This is a genomic window from Maribellus sediminis, assembly GCF_011799805.1.
In the GTDB taxonomy this organism is placed as follows: Bacteria; Bacteroidota; Bacteroidia; order Bacteroidales; family Prolixibacteraceae; genus Draconibacterium; species Draconibacterium sediminis_A.
The window spans coordinates 334,598-351,267 of the sequence record NZ_WXUB01000003.1 but is presented as its reverse complement, the minus strand read 5'-3'; the positions used below and the strand labels follow the sequence as shown (position 1 = coordinate 351,267).

Annotated in this window: 14 protein-coding genes; 9 read left to right on the top strand and 5 right to left on the bottom strand. The window is 42.2% G+C overall.

Features of this window, described 5'->3' with window-relative positions:
- Nucleotides 1–47: 47 nt before the first annotated feature.
- The gene (locus HFD85_RS13390; RefSeq protein WP_167610582.1) at nt 48–1,505 is read right to left on the bottom strand and encodes a M1 family metallopeptidase; all 1,458 of its coding nucleotides are present in this window, start codon (nt 1,503–1,505) and stop codon (nt 48–50) included.
- A 96-nt stretch (nt 1,506–1,601) separates the two neighbouring features.
- Entirely contained in the window at nt 1,602–2,579 is a 978-nt protein-coding gene (locus HFD85_RS13385; protein WP_167610579.1) for an ROK family protein, read from the bottom strand.
- Nucleotides 2,580–2,785: 206 nt separating this feature from the next.
- On the opposite strand from HFD85_RS13385, the gene yidD reads away from it, so the two are divergent.
- The 5 genes from yidD (at nt 2,786) to HFD85_RS13360 (ending at nt 5,763) form a co-directional block, all read left to right on the top strand.
- Nucleotides 2,786–3,055, top strand: coding sequence for a membrane protein insertion efficiency factor YidD (gene yidD / locus HFD85_RS13380; RefSeq protein ID WP_167610576.1), 270 nt, complete (start codon nt 2,786–2,788; stop codon nt 3,053–3,055).
- Between the two features lie 81 nt (nt 3,056–3,136).
- On the top strand, nt 3,137–4,012 hold the full coding sequence (locus tag HFD85_RS13375) for a metal ABC transporter solute-binding protein, Zn/Mn family (protein WP_167610573.1): 876 nt from the start codon (nt 3,137–3,139) through the stop codon (nt 4,010–4,012).
- The gene (locus HFD85_RS13370; protein WP_167610570.1) at nt 4,012–4,755 is read left to right on the top strand and encodes a metal ABC transporter ATP-binding protein; all 744 of its coding nucleotides are present in this window, start codon (nt 4,012–4,014) and stop codon (nt 4,753–4,755) included. Before HFD85_RS13375 ends, HFD85_RS13370 begins: the two co-directional genes overlap by 1 nt.
- 1 nt (nt 4,756) lies before the next feature.
- Nucleotides 4,757–5,566 carry a metal ABC transporter permease gene (locus tag HFD85_RS13365; RefSeq protein ID WP_167610567.1) on the top strand — a complete coding sequence of 270 codons (810 nt, stop codon included), beginning with the start codon at nt 4,757–4,759 and terminating at the stop codon, nt 5,564–5,566.
- 8 nt (nt 5,567–5,574) lie between these two features.
- Nucleotides 5,575–5,763, top strand: a complete 189-nt coding sequence (locus HFD85_RS13360) for a hypothetical protein (protein WP_167610565.1) — start codon at nt 5,575–5,577, stop codon at nt 5,761–5,763.
- Nucleotides 5,764–5,949: 186 nt separating this feature from the next.
- On the opposite strand, the gene nagB is transcribed toward HFD85_RS13360, so the two are convergent.
- The 3 genes from nagB to HFD85_RS13345 form a co-directional block, all read right to left on the bottom strand.
- Nucleotides 5,950–6,729 (bottom strand): glucosamine-6-phosphate deaminase, encoded by a 780-nt coding sequence (gene nagB / locus HFD85_RS13355; protein ID WP_167610562.1) that lies wholly within the window; start codon nt 6,727–6,729, stop codon nt 5,950–5,952.
- A gap of 20 nt (nt 6,730–6,749) precedes the next feature.
- Nucleotides 6,750–9,050, bottom strand: coding sequence for a glucosamine-6-phosphate isomerase (locus HFD85_RS13350; protein ID WP_240925049.1), 2,301 nt, complete (start codon nt 9,048–9,050; stop codon nt 6,750–6,752).
- A gap of 79 nt (nt 9,051–9,129) precedes the next feature.
- Entirely contained in the window at nt 9,130–10,353 is a 1,224-nt protein-coding gene (locus HFD85_RS13345) for an ROK family transcriptional regulator (RefSeq protein WP_167610559.1), read from the bottom strand.
- Nucleotides 10,354–10,547: 194 nt separating this feature from the next.
- On the opposite strand from HFD85_RS13345, the gene HFD85_RS13340 reads away from it, so the two are divergent.
- The 4 genes from HFD85_RS13340 (at nt 10,548) to HFD85_RS13325 (ending at nt 16,588) form a co-directional block, all read left to right on the top strand.
- A complete protein-coding gene (locus tag HFD85_RS13340; protein WP_167610556.1) occupies nt 10,548–11,651 on the top strand; it encodes an Sb-PDE family phosphodiesterase in 1,104 nt (367 codons plus the stop codon).
- 52 nt (nt 11,652–11,703) lie between these two features.
- Nucleotides 11,704–12,372 (top strand): ferredoxin--NADP reductase, encoded by a 669-nt coding sequence (locus HFD85_RS13335; RefSeq protein WP_167610553.1) that lies wholly within the window; start codon nt 11,704–11,706, stop codon nt 12,370–12,372.
- Nucleotides 12,373–12,446: 74 nt separating this feature from the next.
- A complete protein-coding gene (locus HFD85_RS13330) occupies nt 12,447–13,157 on the top strand; it encodes a LolA family protein (RefSeq protein WP_167610550.1) in 711 nt (236 codons plus the stop codon).
- Between the two features lie 440 nt (nt 13,158–13,597).
- On the top strand, nt 13,598–16,588 hold the full coding sequence (locus HFD85_RS13325) for a sensor histidine kinase (RefSeq protein ID WP_167610547.1): 2,991 nt from the start codon (nt 13,598–13,600) through the stop codon (nt 16,586–16,588).
- Nucleotides 16,589–16,670 lie beyond the last annotated feature (82 nt).

Below are 16,670 nucleotides of genomic sequence, written 5' to 3'. Positions count from 1 at the left end.
AAAAAAATCTACCGATGAATGGGAAGGAGTTTGCGACAGGAGTATTTCTACATTGTTATTTTCTTTTTTCCAAAAGGTAAGGGCGTATGTCGGGTAGCCCTGGCCGTAGTACCAATCATCGAAGAATTCCTGTAATGTAGTGTCTCCGGCCTGTTCAAGATGTGCAACCAGTTGGTCGTTAGTGGCAAACCATTGGCAATTTCAGGATCTGAAAAATAGCTTCGCAATCCCTTAAAAAAGTCTTCATCGCCGAGTACCCACCGCAACATGTGCAGCAAATAGCCTCCTTTTTGATAAGACAACCGGTAATTAAAAATGCGGCTGACTGAAGTTGTATCATCAACAAATACTGAACCTCCGGTATTGCTGGTTATGCTTGTCACACTCGATTGTTTCCAAATCGGCCATTCTTCAGGAGCTAAATTTTCGTAAGCCAGCGCATGTAAATAAGTAGCGAAGCCTTCGTTTAGCCAGATATCCTGCCAGGTTCCAAGCGTGATGTAGTCGCCAAACCATTGATGCGCCAACTCGTGAGCGATCAATCTGAGATTAAAAGCGCCCATAAAACTCATGGTTTGGTGCTCCATTCCACCTCCCCATCCAAACTGGGCGTGCCCATACTTTTCATCAGCAAATGGATATTCTCCAATCAACTCATTGTACAATTGCATGATGGAAGCCGTTCTTGCCGTTTGTGGTTTTGCCGTTTCCACATTTTCAGGATAAATATAATTGAGGATATCAATGCTGCGGCCATCATCTAAATGAAGCGTATCGGAGTAAGTGACGTAATCGGTCACGGCAATTGCAACCAAATACGTAGCTATCGGGTAACGGTGTCTCCAGTGCATAATGCGCTTACTATCTTTAATTTCATCGGAAATTACGATACCATTACTTGCAGTTCGGTAGGCTTCAGGCGTGGTAACAATAATATCGATCGAATCGATTTTATCGGCCAGCGATTGTTTGCAGGGCCACCATTCCATGGCTCCGTATGGTTCCGATAGTGTCCACAAAACGGGAGTTTGATCGGGGCCATGCGTACTGTTTTCAAATGATCCAAAACCCGAACTTGTTGGAACACCGTGGTAATACACCTTAAATGAATCGATTTCTCCTACTGCAAGAGAATCAGGAAGAGCTAATCTTAATTTGTTGCCTGAATGGATGAAAGGTTGATTTTGTTGCTGATAAACCACGGAATCGACCACAAGGTTCTGGTGCATATCGAGCCGGATGGAATCGAGCGATTCAGTTTTGTTGATGAAGTACGACGTTACCGATCCTGAAATAAACCGAATGGCCGGATCAATTTCCCATTCCATACGTTGATAAATAAAATCGGTTTCGTTGTAGGCGCCACTCTCCGCAAATATTTGCCTGTTCAAGAACGCTTTCTTTTCCTGATTGACAAGGTCGTCGTTTCCAAGAAAAATATCCTGACTTTTGGCAGACAGGATCAACCCAAAAATAAAGAAAGCTATGCTTAGAATCCGACTCATTGGCTAAAGGTACAAAACAGAATTGAGCCTTAAAATACAGGCATGAAAAAGGCGGATTTCCGAAGAAACCCGCCCTGTCAGTACACTATTTTACTGCTATTTTTCCAGTTCTTTCCAAACCAATGCACTTGCACCAACAATGGCTGCATCGCCCATTTTCAATTTCGAAGGAAGAATTTTGATCTTGTTTTGAAAGATCGGAAGCAGGTGTTTCTCCATGCTTTTCTTGGTTGGCGTAAAAATGTAATCGCCTGCGGCAGTCGGGCCGCCAAACAGGAATACTGCTTCAGGACTCAGGTGGTGAACAGTATCTGCCAGACCTTGTCCGAGCCATTCGCCCGTTTTTTCGAAAACTTCGAGTGCAATTTTATCGCCTTTTTCAGCTGCTTCATAAATCATTTTCGAATCGAGTTCCTTAAACGATTTATCGGCCAGTAAACTGTCGGTAGCATTGTAATGCGCCATTAATTCAAATGCAGTACGTTTCATCCCCGGTGCCGAACAATAAGCTTCCAGGTGACCCAATGCAGTACATCCGCAAAGTCTTCCTCCCGGAATCAGTGTGGTGTGTCCGCACTCTCCTGCAAAACCGTCGTGACCATATACCAAATCGCCGTTAACAACAACGCCGCTGCCAACTCCTGTTCCCAGAGTGTACATTACAAAATTCTTCATGCCTTTGGCACCGCCGTAAATCATTTCACCAAGGGCAGCAGCATTGGCATCGTTGGTTAAAGCAATGGCTTCCATATCCGGAAAATGCTTGCGCAACAATTTAACAAAAGGTAGCATACCTTTGAACGAAAGGTTTGGAGCATATTCAATGGTTCCACTATAGTAATTACCATTTGGAGCACCAATTCCAACACCCATAATTTCGATGTCTTCGTTCAGGAGTTTTACTGATTTTATGAGTTCTTTTATAGCTGTGGCAAGGTCGGATATGTACAGATCAATATCTCCGTGCGAGGGAGTTGAAATATTGTCTTTAACCATTACGTTTCCTTCGGCATCAACTACGCCAATGGCCGTATTTGTTCCACCGATATCAACACCAATTGTAACTTTTTTCATCGTGTAACTATTATTTTAATTTTTCAGAGTGAGCTTTTAACTGTACTTGAGCAAAATTAAAAATATTATAGAATTCTCTATGGAAATAAAGGGCTATTCAGGTAATTTATATTTAATAAAAGGGGCTCTTAACTTTTTTTAAGATAGATTGTTGTTAATTTTCCTGAATTAATAAAATCAGGCAAAGTTTTTGGTTGGCAACACGAATGAAAAAACTAAAGGAAAAACTGTTTTTAATCCTGGGGTGGATACTTTTAGTACCGGTTTATATTTATAAATACGGGATCTCGCCGTATACTCCGGCATCGTGCAGGCATGTGCCAACTTGTTCGGAATATGCAGTGCAGGCCATCAAAATTCACGGACCGTTTAAAGGATTTCTGCTGGCTGCCAAAAGGATATCGCGCTGCCATCCCTGGGGGACCGAAGGATACGATCCGGTGCCGCCAAAAGCAGAGCGAAATAAAAAGTCGTGAGCATTTAAAACCGCATTTCAGAAACATAAAACTAAATTTGCACACTGTTGTTCTAAGAGGAACAATTAAATTTACAGATTCATGAAACAGATACTGATTGTATTAGTAGCCGCATTATTTTTTGTGTCGTGTGGAAACCAAAAGGGGAAGCAGGCCGAAACAGAGAGCAAAGTAATTACTGTTAGCATTTTGCCACAGCGAACATTTGTCGAAAAAATCGTTGGCGACGATTTCGCAGTGAACGTACTTATTCCTCCGGGTTCAAGTCCTGCCGCCTACACCCTTTTGCCATCGCAGTTGAAAGACATTTCAAAGTCTGCAGTTTGGTTCCGCATAGGTTACATCGGGTTTGAACACTCTTGGAAAGACAAGGTGTCCGAAGCCAATCCAAAGATGAAGGTGATCAATATTTCGGAAGGACTCGATTTAATTGCTGACAAAATGGAGCAACATGGCGATCATATGCATATCGACGGTGTTGATCCGCACGTTTGGCTGGCGCCGCTAATGGTAAAAAAAATGTCGAAAACCATTTTGGATGAAGTGGTCGCTTTAAATCCTGAAAAGAAAGAAGAATATACGGCGAATTATAAGAAATTTGCAGAAGAGTGCGATCAGCTCGACGCGGAGTTAAGGGCAAAACTTGAACCATACAAGGGCAGGAAGTTTATCGTATTTCATCCGAGTCTTTCTTATTATGCCCGCGAATTCGGATTGGATCAGTACTCGCTGGAAACAGGAGGTAAAGAACCAACTCCGCAACATATGAAATCGGTGGTTGATATGGCCAACAAGGAAAACATCAGGGTGATTTATATTCAGAGTGAATTCGACCGCGAACACGCACGTGTTTTTGCTGACGAGATTAAAGGAAAAATCGTTCAGGTATGGCCGTTGAATCCTGAGTGGGAGAAAAATCTGCGCGATATGACAGACACGTTGATAGCTAATTTTTAATGGAGCAACTTTTAAAAATAGAGAACCTGACCTTTGGTTACGACAAACAACCGGTATTGGAAAATGTCAACCTTGAAGTACATGAGAAAGACTTTTTGGGGGTTATAGGTCCTAACGGTGGTGGAAAAACAACGCTGCTTAAAGTGATTCTGGGCCTGGTAAAACCTGATAAAGGTAAAGTTACGTTTAGTGAAGACCTGCACAAAAGGAAACAACCGATAGGTTATTTGCCGCAGGTGCGTTACATCGACAGGAAGTTTCCGATCACGGTACTGGATGTCGTGCTTTCAGGGGCGATCATGCAGAATAAACGTCGTTCGAAAGCGGAAATAAAGGCCACGGCCGAGAAACTTTTAGATGATATGGGCCTGTTGAGTATTAGCCGAAAAGCAATTGGTGAGCTCTCAGGAGGTCAGATGCAACGTGTGTTTTTATGCCGGGCACTGATAAGCGATCCCAAACTGCTGATTCTTGACGAACCGGATACCTTTGTTGATAACCGTTTTGAAGGCGAGTTGTACGAGAAATTATTGCAGTTGAATAAGGAAATCGCCATCATTCTGGTGTCGCATGATGTGGGAACGATTTCGAGCCATGTAAAAACCATCGCCTGCGTTAACAAACACCTGCATTATCACCCAAGTAACCAGATTTCTGAAGAACAGCTGGAGTCCTATAATTGTCCGATTCAGGTTATCTCGCACGGACAAATACCACACACTGTACTAAAGCACCACCATTGATATGAGCGCACTTGTTGAACTTTTTAATTACGATTTTTTTCAGAAAGCATTTCTGGCTGCCGTATTCGCCAGTATTTCGTGTGGAATAATCGGTGGCTACATTGTATCACGACGGATTGTTTTCATCAGCGGTGGAATTACACATGCTTCTTTCGGAGGAATTGGCCTTGCCTTTTTACTCGGATTTAATCCTTTGCTGGGGGCTGTCCTTTTTGCAGTAGCCGCAGCCATGGGTATTCAGTTTTTTACCAAGGTTGCCGAAATTCGTGAAGATTCCTCGATTGCTATCTGGTGGTCGCTGGGAATGGCGCTGGGTATTATTTTCGTTTTTATGACACCCGGCTACACACCCAACCTGATGAGTTATCTTTTCGGAAATATACTTACGGTAACCAACTCCGAGCTCTGGTGGATGTTAAGCTTGAATGTCGTGATCATCGGATTCTTTGTATTGTTTTTCAGCAAAATTCTGTACATCGCTTTCGATGAGGAGTTTGCACGAACCGCCGGTTTACCGGTAAACCTGTTCAACTACCTCATTATTATTTTAATCGCTTTAACGGTGGTATTGAATATCCGTGTGGTTGGTATAATTCTGATTCTTTCACTATTAACCATTCCGCAGGCCTCGGCCAACCTGTTCACCAAAGACTTTAAGAAACTGTTGATTCTGTCATCGGTATTTGCCTTTATCGGCACCATCTCCGGATTGTTTATATCCTACTTTCTGGATATTCCTTCGGGAGCAGCAATCATATTTACGCTGGTTATTATGTTTGGGATTTTGAGGATCGGCAAATCGTTTGTTTAATACTTGTCATGGCACTTGGACAGAAGAAAGCAAAATATTACCGCTGCGAAAACTGTGGTTTTGAATTTTCGAACCTGGATGTAACACGAGTATGTAGCAATTGCTTTGCGTGTACCGGTTGCGAAATTTACAATTGCCCCTCGTGTGAAAAAGAGGTTGTGGTAAAACCCATGCAACAAAATTTACCTTCGAAATAAGCCCTGAAACCCTTTCCTGTTGCGGCTAAAAAAACAATAAATATTGCTCATAAAACATGTTGTTTGTGAACAAAGAAAAATGTATTTTCGATTCGTGTTTCAACACATCAATTCGGGATTACTTGTAATCAAAACAGCCCTGACGTTCAGTCAGGGCTGTTTCTTTTTATAAAAAGTATAACTGGTTTAAACAGTTTCTTTAAAGTATTTTACTGTTCCTACTTTTAGTTCCATAGTAGCATCTTCGTCGCAAACAATAATGCCATTCGGGTGAACCTGCAGTGCCGAAACGGTCCACATGTGATTCATGCCGTTCTCCACTACATTTTGCAGGGCACGTGCTTTTTTATAACCATTTACCAGAATCAGCACTTCGCGTGAATCTGTTACGGTTTGAACACCCACAGTCAGCGCCTGTTTCGGAACCTGTGCGAGGTCGTTATCGAAAAAGCGCGAGTTAGCTACAATGGTATCGTAGTTAAGGTTTACCAAACGGGTGCGTGATTGCAACGACGATCCCGGAACATTAAATGCTATGTGGCCGTCGGCGCCCATACCACCCAGGAAAAGTTCGATGCCGCCGAAGCTTGCAATCTTGGCTTCATATTCTTCACATTCTTTATCGAGGTCGCTTGCGTTTCCATCCAGAATGTGGATGTTCTCTTGTTGAATGTCGATATGGTTGAAAAAGTTCCCGAACATAAAACTATGGTAGCTCTCCGGGTGATCTTTGGCAATGCCAACGTATTCATCCATATTGAAAGTTACTACGTTTTTAAACGAAACTTTACCGGCTTTATTCAGTTCAATCAAAGCTTTGTAGGTACCAATCGGAGTCGATCCGGTTGGCAGGCCAAGTACGAATGGCTTTTCGGCTGTTGGCTGAAAATTGTTGATTCGTTCGGCAATATGGTTTGCAGCCCACTGGCTGAGTTCGTCGTAGTTTTTATGAATTACTAATTGCATTTTATGAATTGTTTAGATGCCTAATTTTCCATTGCTTTACCCAGTTTCTGCGATTCTGCGAGGAACTGTTCTACAGTCAATTCACGGTGATAGATCATCCCGTGAGTGGCGCGAAGCAGTGGTGAATCGTTCTGGTAAAAATAGTTTTTACCCAAGAGTAACTGGATTTGTTTGTGTTGTTCTACCCAAACCCGCTGCGTTACATCGCTGAATGCGCCGTCGAGCTGATAACTTGGGAAAGATGCATTAACCTGGGTGATGTAACACTCTTTAAATGACTTTTCAAGCGTTGCCAGCGAGTTCAGCGAAACAGGAACCAGCACTTCAACATCCCAGGGATTGTAACGGAACCAAACATTCCGGTAACCCACAATACGTAGTTTGCTCAGGTCTTCTTCCTCGTTCCAGGCTTCAACTGCTTTGGCAATGTTCTGCAATACTTTGTAGTGCGTGTCCGGTCCACTTCCCTGTGGGTCCATCGCCAGACTGATCACTGTAGGTTTATATTTTCTGAAATCTTCGAGAATCGGAAGAACGTTCTTCTCGAAGCTGGTATCGCCACGGTAAAAACCAAGGTGCAGGTGATGTACATTTTTCACCATAATTCCGTAATGCGCCCAAACCAGTTCTTCCTCGAATTCGCGGATCATTCCTTTCAGTTGCTGAACTTTTGGCGGATTAATGCCACCATCGTAACTATTTTTCAAAATGGTCAGTACTTCGTAGATCGCCTCACGCAATTCTTCCACGTTTTTAACCTTCCAAATGGTAACCAGCGCTCTAACAGTCCGGTGACAAACACCACGACGTTTTTCTTCGTCGTTCTGTTCGGCAATACTGTCGAGGTAGTGGTAAATGTCTTTGTCCCACTTGTATTTGTACCCGTCTTTAAAGAAATCGGGGAAGTTCACCATTTCAATTTTGCCCTGGTTGAGTAATTCTTTTGTTTCAACCAGCAGATCGTAAACGAAAGAATTGGTTACTGCATTTGAGCCCGATGTAAGTACCGAAAAATGTAATTCGTTGCTGGCATCGCGCGACTGACGGTTGGTCGAAGGCATAATTCCCAGCATAATATCGTCGTGGTGCGGACCGGTGTGGTAATACACCTGGTTTTGTTCCCGCTCCATGCCTTTTTTCAGTTTGGCCTGAATAGAATCGATTACCGATTGAACCGTATTTTCATTCAGGTCGGGAATCATGCTGCAATACTTGTCGGCTTTCAAATCCGAGAGCTCCAGTTTCGAGCCGAATTTGTTTATCTTTTTACACAGTTCAATAACTGCGCGTTCCGTTTTTTGATGGTTCCAGGGCGAGCATTTGTAGTAGCAATCAACAGCGTCTTCCAATTTTACTGCCGCGCCTTCGGTTAAGTAAAAACGCGCGTTTTTCAGCCATTGAATAGAAGTAGCCGGGTAATAAACGCTTGGCTTGTCTTCAACCGAATGTTTGATTACATCGGCAATAGCTTCACCTGCTGCAAATACAATTGCTTTATTCTCGGGGTTTGCACGCAGCGTTCCCAAACCAATGGTGATCACCAGGCGGTTTCTCGAAACTTCAATTCCACCTAAATCCACAGCGGTTACTGCCTGGGTTTCGAAATTGGTCTCGGTAAGTCGGGTCGACGAAAAATGTGCCGCTCCGCGCGTATTGAATGCAATGTGTCCGTCGGGGCCAATTCCGCTTAAAAAGAATCCGATTCCACCTTTCTCCCTGATTTTATTTTCGTAAGACGTACACCAGTCGTCAATTTTAAAGATCGATGCTTTCTGAAGCTGTTCCTGTGCAGTTTTAGCCTCGCGGTAACGCAGCGAAAGATCAATACTATTATCGGGAAAAACTTCCGAGAAATGTTTTCCCTCCGGCAGTTCAATTTCTTCAGAATTAATCAGCAACGAATTGTCTTTATCAAATCCGAATCCTTTGATGTAATGCTCAACAGCGTAGTTATACAAACTGTTGTGTTGTTTTGGATCGATGGGGAAGAACTCACCCATTTGAACAAACGAAAGCCCGCTTAAGCTAGGTTTTTTAACTCCCGAAAGTCCGTATTTATCAAGCAGTTCTTTACCTTTTTTATTGTCCCAGTTATCGAGTAAAAAATGGGTGTAATGCTGAAAATATGATGCTGTCTTTCCGGTTGGAAGACTTACCACACCCTGCGGATTCTTACATACCCACTCCAGGAAACTTAGTGCAGACAACAGGCCCAGTTTTGGGAAACTGTCGGTTGCAATGTAAGGTGTCTTTGTTGAGATTTCCTGTAAAGGCGTTTCTTTTAAGAATGCTTCTTCAACTGCTGTTAAATTGTGTTTCATGAGTATTTAATTTCTATATTTTTCTGAACTTTATTCAAATACGAAACAGCTGGAAGCCCATTCAAAGCTACGCTTAGCTTTATTTTTTCTGCTTCGAAATTTGCTCCAAGGCATAAGCTGCAGCACCCATCGTTCCGGCTTTCGAACCCAGTTCAGAGAATTTAATTTCAGAATCGTTGCTGATATCTCTGTTGCTGTATGTATTTATTGCCTGCTGGATTGGTGCCAGTATAAACTGATTGGCGACAGCTACCTGCCCGCTAATTATAATTAATTCGGGATTAAATATTTGTATTAAAAAAGCGATGCCGCGGCCCAGCCATTTTCCTACTTCCGAGAACAGCGAAATAGCGAACTGGTCGCCCGCATTGGCAGCTTTAATTACCACGGTTATATCAATTTTATCCAGGTCGTTCTGAACGAGTTCTTTAATCAGCGAAGATTTGCCTTCCTGAATGGCTTCGCGTGCCTGGCGAGCAATGGCTTTTGCCGAAACCACGGTTTCCAGACAGCCCTGTTTTCCGCAAACACAAAGCGGGCCATTGTCAACCAGCGGAATGTGCCCAAATTCACCCGAAAAACCCGACTTGCCCGAATACAGTTTGCCGTTCATTATAATGCCAAGACCAAGACCCCAGTCGGCTTGCAGCATCAGCACATTTTTCTTGTCTTTTGCCAGGCCAAAATGTTGCTCAGCAAGTGCGCGTACTTTGGTGTCGTGGTTAAAAAATACCGGGATTCCGAAAATCTTTTTCAGTTCTTCGAATAAATTATCAACTCCGGGGAAATAGGTAAGGTTGGTTCCTGCTTCCAGGTTAATCAGCCCCGGAATTTCGATACCGGCCACCAGAATTTTATCGGCCGGAATGTTGCTTGCCTTAACTACTTCATCGAGCTTTTCATTCACCTGCTTGAAAATATCAAAGTCCGACTCCATTTTTATCGGGAAATAGTGTGGCCCACTAACTTCCTGGTTACAACTGTTAAAAATGGAAATAATGGTGCGGGTGATGTTGATGGTAATACCAACTACGAAGAAACCGTCTTCAACCAGTCCGTAAATATTTGGCCGGCGGCCGCCACTTGAATCGCCCCTGCCCAGTTCCTTAACCAAACCTTCGTCGATCAGTTCGAGTAAAAGACTGTTGATTTTCGGGGTGCTCAGTTTAATGCGCTTGGCTAGCTCAGAGTTTGAAAGCGGCCCGTTAAAGTAAATCGCTCTAAGGATGTACTTTTTGTTGGCGATTTTTTTTTGTTCAACCGCCTGGCTTTGGTTCACCGCATTTTTAAATAGTTTCTCCATAATAATTTGGTGTAAAAATCTGAATTAAATTCAAAACAGACAAGTATCTTTTTAAAAAAATTATAAAACAATCTAGAAATCTCCTAAAATTAACCATTGATTTACAAATCATAAAAAAATAATGCAATAATCTTTTCATCTTGTTTATTTTAAAAGATATTTGAGGTGATATTTTACCTATAAAGGATTCTGTTATGTACTTCAGAAAATTATGTTTATTGTTCGTTGTTTTGTTTGCTGTTCAAGTAGCCAATGCGCAATCGCGAAGGATTATTGCAGTGCCCGACATCAGCGGTTACAAAACACTAAAATGCGATTTTCATATGCACACTGTTTTTTCGGATGGAACCGTGTGGCCGACTGTCAGGGTTGAGGAAGCCTGGAATGAAGGACTCGACGCAATTGCAATTACCGACCACATTGAATATCGGCCACATTCAAAAGATGTGGTGGCCGATCACAACCGTTCGTTCGAAATTGCCAGCCCATTAGCGAAACAGCTCGATATTTTGCTGGTACGTGCCGCCGAAATTACCAGGAGCATGCCACCGGGGCATTTAAATGCTTTGTTTATTACCAATGCTAATCTGCTCGATCGCGAAGACGTGAACGACGCCATAAAAGAAGCCCGCGACCAGGGTGCTTTTATTCTATGGAACCACCCGGGATGGAAGGCTCAACAACCCGATACAACAAATTGGTTCGATGAACATACAAACCTGCTCCGGAATAAAATGCTGCATGGAATAGAGGTTTACAACAGCAAAGAATATTACCCGGAAGCACTCGACTGGGCCAACGAAAAGAAGCTGACCATGTTTGCCAATTCTGATGTACACGGGCCAATGGACGTTGACCGAGGACACCGGCCATTAACCCTGGTTTTTGCAAAGAGCCGCACTGAAGGCGGAATTAAGGAAGCTTTGTTTAGCGGCAGAACGGCCGTTTATTTCGATAATACTTTAATGGGAAAATCGTCGCTGCTTGAGCCCTTGTTTTTTGCATCGTTAAAGTTTCCGCAAGCACCCTTACGGCTGACAAACGGCACCAACAAAGTGGTAAATATTACGAATAATTCCGACATCGATTACGAACTGGAACTGTTGCAGCCGGGCGTTGGGCTCGACGCTCCTGAAAAAATTACACTAAAAGCGCATCACGTAACACCGCTGAACCTGGTTGGTAATTCCGACGAAATTACCACAACCGGCGAGATCAACCTGTATTACACAGTAAGCAATATGTATACGACTTCGGATGAAAACCTGGTAATAACCCTCAGTTTCACGAATCAGTAGCGGTAAACAAAAGCTGTTATTAGGGGTTTATTGCAAAAATAACTTCTTGAAGATGGCAAAGCAACAACGTAAAGAAACCCCGCTTTTTGAACGGGTGATCACCAATAACGAAGAAATATCACCGGGCGTTCATGTCATTTCATTTAAGCGCACTTCCGATTTTATTCCGGGACAGGTTGTAAAAATTGCGATCGATACTGTGCAAGCACCACGTATTTACAGTATTTGCAGCGGTAACCAGGAAGAAGAGATCAGGGTTCTTTTCAACATAAAGGAAGATGGATACTTAACGCCAAAACTTTCTGCAGTAATTCCGGGAGATACAATTTTAGTTTCGGAGCCTTACGGTGGATTTTTGGGGACAAACGAAGCAGCCTGGTGGATTGCCACGGGAACCGGAATAGCCCCTTTTTACAGCATGTTTCGCTCGGGATTGGGCGAAAATAAAAAACTGATTCACGGCGTAGCTTACCTCAACCAGTTTTATTTTGAAGACGATCTGGAATGGGCCTTGGGCGAGAATTATATCAGGTGTTGCTCGCGCGAATCGTCGTGCGATGTGGTTCCCGGGCGGGTAAGCGATTACCTGGCGGGGATTGAAAAGCTACCCGATGTTAAATATTACCTGTGTGGTAAAGCATTGATGGTAGTGGAGGTACGTGATCTGCTGATTGAAAAAGGCGTTCCTTACGAAAATATCCTTGGAGAGATATATTTTTAAATCCATTCTTGCCCCAAAACATATAATGCGTAAATTAGACGAAATAAATTTCAATTCAATTTAAACTCAAAATGATGAAACGGACCTTCTTATTAACCGCCCTTGTGCTTTTTGCATTTGTTGCAGCGCAGGCACAAACACTCGACGAAGTACTCGAAAAAAATTACAAAGCTACGGGCCTGGAAAAACTGGCCGACGTTAAAACCTTTTATATTAAGGCTAAAATGAGCATGATGGGAATGGAAATGCCCATGACCATGCAAATGAAAAAACCCAACAAATTTAAGATTGAAACAGAAGCCATGGGCCAGAAAATCGTTCAGGGATTCGACGGCGAAAACGGTTGGATGATCAATCCGATGGTTGGCGGCGGAGTTACCGATCTGAAAGGCGCCGATTTGAAACAGGCAATGAGCCAGGCCGATCTGGAAGGCGAATTGTACAATTACGCCAAGAAAGGAAGCACTGCTGAATTGATCGGAAAAGTGAATCTGGATGGAAAAGAAGCCTACCGCATTAAACTCACCAATGCCGATGGTATGGTAAAAGATTATTATATCGATGGAGAAACTTACCTGGTTTCGATGGTGAAAACGAAAGTAGAAGCCATGGGCCAAACCATGAATGTAGATACCAAAATTGTTGAATACAAAGAGATCAACGGTATAAAAATGGGCTGCAAAATGGAGCAGGTAATGCCGATGGGTACCAGCACAATTACCCTGGATGAAATAAAACTGGATGAAAAAATTGATGATTCAGTTTTTACACGTCCTTCAGAATAGAAAGAATACTATACAAGATAAACGAAAGGCGATCTGTTTTGCAGGTCGCCTTTTTTTGAAAGTCTATCCTTCTTAGTTTATTTGTACCCATCTTCTTATCCTTCCCTGCAAGCAAGGAAGCCTGCCTGTCCGGCAGGCAGGGACGATTGGACAGTGGAACTTTGTTTTATCAGATCAATGATCAGCTTGACCTTTGTTGTGTTTGGAGGCTAATCGTCTCTCCATTCCTGAAGGGAGAGACAGGAGAGAGGGTAAATAAGATACAATTAAAATTCACTTTCATCTCCGTTGTTGATTCCTGAAGATCATGATTGTTTGATTAGGACCTGAAACAATTCAACATTGACAACCGCTAAATAAACCAAAGCTACCGTTTAATAAGTCCTCCTTTTTATTTCGAATTTTTTCGGCCAAATTTGAACTACCAATAATCAATCGCTATGAAACTTTCAACCGTACTTTTTCTCGTTTTGTACTTAAGTAGTTTCGTTTCGTTCTCTCAGGAGGCTGATTTCAAAATGTTTCCATCAATTGGCAAAGAATATGTTTATGAATTCAGCGATCTGAACTATCTGCAAGACAATGAGGGTAAAAAGACAGAAATGCTTCTGAAAAAACAGACACTAAAGCTAAAATACGAGAAGTCTTCTGCGGATAATCAGAATTACCTAAGTGTTGAATTTATTGGTAACAGCGTTGAAGAACCGCTTTCGGATGTTACCTCTTTAAAAGATTACAGGTACCCCGAACTGGTAGATGGTTTTTACGACAGGCGATATCCTGATTTTTACGAAGGACTTTTGTGCCGGATTCAGTTCAAATACAACTTTGATTTCGACAGTAGCAAAGTTACGTTGGTTAATCGCGCCGGGTTGCTCGAAGAATTATACAGCATCCTGAAGGAACAGGGATTTGGTCAGCAACAAATAACCGAAAGGGTTGATATCATAAACAAAAAGGTGCTGAAGGAAGTAACAACCTTGGTCGAGTCAATTTATCGCATTCCTGATGAAATGTTCGATCCCGAAAAATTCGAGACAAAACTTGAATATCCAAAACCAACCATGATCCTTTCTCAGAAAAAGTGGGATAAAACACCCGGTTTGCTGTCACGTGAAATTATCATCGATAAGGAAATGAATTCCCTGAAAAAATTTAGGACAGTTTCATTTGACACCATCCCCAGAGCAAGGAGATACGGGGATAAATATTTTGAAAAGAGTATTGTATTGAAATCAATTCGTGACATTGCTCCGGCCCGATTTATTCTTTCGGGTAAGATTGAAAATCCTAAAACCAATACAGTCACACTGGCTTTTCTTGACCGGCCCTTTGGCAACGAACTACGCCAGGAAATGGTTTTTCTTGACGAAAACAATTCCTTCCAAATTGATATTTCACTTAAACACCCGGAAATGGTTTTCCTCGAAATCGGGAGATTCAATTACATCGATAACTCCCGCGTACTGGCTTTTTATGCCGAACCCGGTAGTGAATCAACTTTTTCTGCCAGTGGTGAAGAATTTCCATGGGATATTGATTACGGCGGCGATTTCAGCAGTGAAAATAAGATGTTGAATGATTTCAGGCAAACCTTTAAAATCTTTAACGAACGTTTGAGTTTCAATACCCTGCAATCATACAATACGAAAAACAGCTACAAAGACTTTATTGCCGCTCTGGATCAAGTTGATTCTTTCACTGAAAAGTATAAATCGGATACTGATACAACTATAGTTCAATTTATTGGTAGAGAATTAAAAGCGTTTTTATATAATTCAATATTTCGAAATCTCTCTCAGTTGCGCTATTACCTTCGTTCCGATTTAACATCCATGTATGGCTCCGACGAGGATGAAACGGACCTGAAAAAAATGGAAGCTATCATCGAATCTGTAAAATTTAATGATTGCTATAATGACTACGGAATTTATTCAAGATTTTTTGCCGGCTATTATCTCATGTACTATTTCGGGATAGCGCAAAAAGTTAAAGAGTTGGCAATTAGAGATTATAAAATTGCAGGCGTAAATCTGAAATTCTATTATTTCAGCGATATTGAAATGCGAACCCAGCTTGCTCGTGCAATTTTGGCCGGACATGGATTCTACAGCCAGGTGGTTCAAATGTGTCAGGGCGATTTAAGCAGGCGGGAAGAAATGCTGTATCAGGATCGGTCTTATATATACAAAAAAGTGGACGAAACGTTGGATCTGATACTCAGAACCTGCAACGATACTGAGTTTCTGGAGGCTGTAAAACAACTTCGTCAAAACAGTTTGCAGTGGCAAAACGATAATTACTGTCCGGAGCAAAAGTTTTTTAATCAGGATGGGGGAGCCCTTTATTTTAAAGATTTTTTTGGTGAAAAGCCTACAATTTTCTACATCACTTCTGATCGTGCAATTGAAAGGTATTATTGGGATAAGGTAGCCGAAGACAATCCCGATTTAAATGTGGTGCTGGTAACTGAAGGTAACAATTTTAAGGAATGGGCAGATTATACCAAACGTGCAGAACCGATAGCAGCTCAGCTTTTACTGATCAACAACGAACAAACACTAAACGATGTTTTCCTTCAAAATTCCAGGTATTACATTGCCTACGACAGGAACGGGAAACTTCTCGGCACCTCTTCCCAGCCTGACACGATCATAGGATTAGCCAAAGAAAGCTTACAGCCCGAAAAAAAACAACTCAATAAATCGCAGCTTCAATTTATCGTCCTTTTACTGGTGATAACCTTAATCCTATTAGTGTTAATTCTGATTGTTTGGAAATGGCGCGTCAGGCAGCGTTTCCGAAAAGAGCAGCAGCGAACACGGTTGCGAGAATTGGAGCTCACCGCCATCCGCTCGCAAATGAATCCACACTTTCTTTTTAACAGTTTGAACTCGGTGCAAAACCTCGTTCAGCAAAACAAGGGCCGCGAGGCCCATTTGTATTTAAGCGATTTTGCCGGGTTGATTCGGAAAGTATTAAACAATTCGGAGAAGGAAGAGGTGTCGCTGGCTGAGGAACTGGAAATGATTCAGCAATATCTGAGCCTCGAAAAATTACGCTTCGAGTTTGACTATTCGCTGCTTGTTGATGAACAGGTAGATGTACACAATACGATGGTACCGTCGATGATTTTACAACCATTTGTGGAGAATGCCATCATTCATGGTTTGCAAAACAAAGCCAACGACCGGCAGTTAAAAATTGAATTTGAGCAAAATGGTACAGAACTTAAAATTTCGATTGAAGATAACGGCATCGGGCGGGGAGCAGCCCGGGATATTTCAAAATCAAAAAACGGGAAAGGCTCGAAGCTGGTTCAGGAACGTATGAAAATACTTCAGGAGAAGAACAGAGAAAAGTATGATTTGAAGATTATTGATTTAAAAGAAGGGACAAAAGTTGAGATTATTATTCCTGATGAAAAATAATTGGGTCCCTACAACTTGCATTTTAATAAAAAATGTCGATTGATTAATTACATTATTTCTCAATGACGGAATGCTTCTTGCC

Excerpts from the sequence above, each read along its gene's own strand:
- HFD85_RS13375 (WP_167610573.1), top strand. The coding sequence starts at position 3,137 with ATGAAACAGATACTGATTGTATTAGTAGCCGCATTATTTTTTGTGTCG.
- HFD85_RS13360 (WP_167610565.1), top strand. The coding sequence starts at position 5,575 with ATGGCACTTGGACAGAAGAAAGCAAAATATTACCGCTGCGAAAACTGT.
- HFD85_RS13365 (WP_167610567.1), top strand. The coding sequence starts at position 4,757 with ATGAGCGCACTTGTTGAACTTTTTAATTACGATTTTTTTCAGAAAGCA.
- HFD85_RS13385 (WP_167610579.1), bottom strand. The coding sequence starts at position 2,579 with ATGAAAAAAGTTACAATTGGTGTTGATATCGGTGGAACAAATACGGCC.
- HFD85_RS13370 (WP_167610570.1), top strand. The coding sequence starts at position 4,012 with ATGGAGCAACTTTTAAAAATAGAGAACCTGACCTTTGGTTACGACAAA.
- HFD85_RS13390 (WP_167610582.1), bottom strand. The coding sequence starts at position 1,505 with ATGAGTCGGATTCTAAGCATAGCTTTCTTTATTTTTGGGTTGATCCTG.
- HFD85_RS13335 (WP_167610553.1), top strand. The coding sequence starts at position 11,704 with ATGGCAAAGCAACAACGTAAAGAAACCCCGCTTTTTGAACGGGTGATC.
- HFD85_RS13345 (WP_167610559.1), bottom strand. The coding sequence starts at position 10,353 with ATGGAGAAACTATTTAAAAATGCGGTGAACCAAAGCCAGGCGGTTGAA.
- nagB (WP_167610562.1), bottom strand. The coding sequence starts at position 6,729 with ATGCAATTAGTAATTCATAAAAACTACGACGAACTCAGCCAGTGGGCT.
- HFD85_RS13350 (WP_240925049.1), bottom strand. The coding sequence starts at position 9,050 with ATGAAACACAATTTAACAGCAGTTGAAGAAGCATTCTTAAAAGAAACG.
- HFD85_RS13340 (WP_167610556.1), top strand. The coding sequence starts at position 10,548 with ATGTACTTCAGAAAATTATGTTTATTGTTCGTTGTTTTGTTTGCTGTT.
- HFD85_RS13325 (WP_167610547.1), top strand. The coding sequence starts at position 13,598 with ATGAAACTTTCAACCGTACTTTTTCTCGTTTTGTACTTAAGTAGTTTC.
- HFD85_RS13330 (WP_167610550.1), top strand. The coding sequence starts at position 12,447 with ATGAAACGGACCTTCTTATTAACCGCCCTTGTGCTTTTTGCATTTGTT.
- yidD (WP_167610576.1), top strand. The coding sequence starts at position 2,786 with ATGAAAAAACTAAAGGAAAAACTGTTTTTAATCCTGGGGTGGATACTT.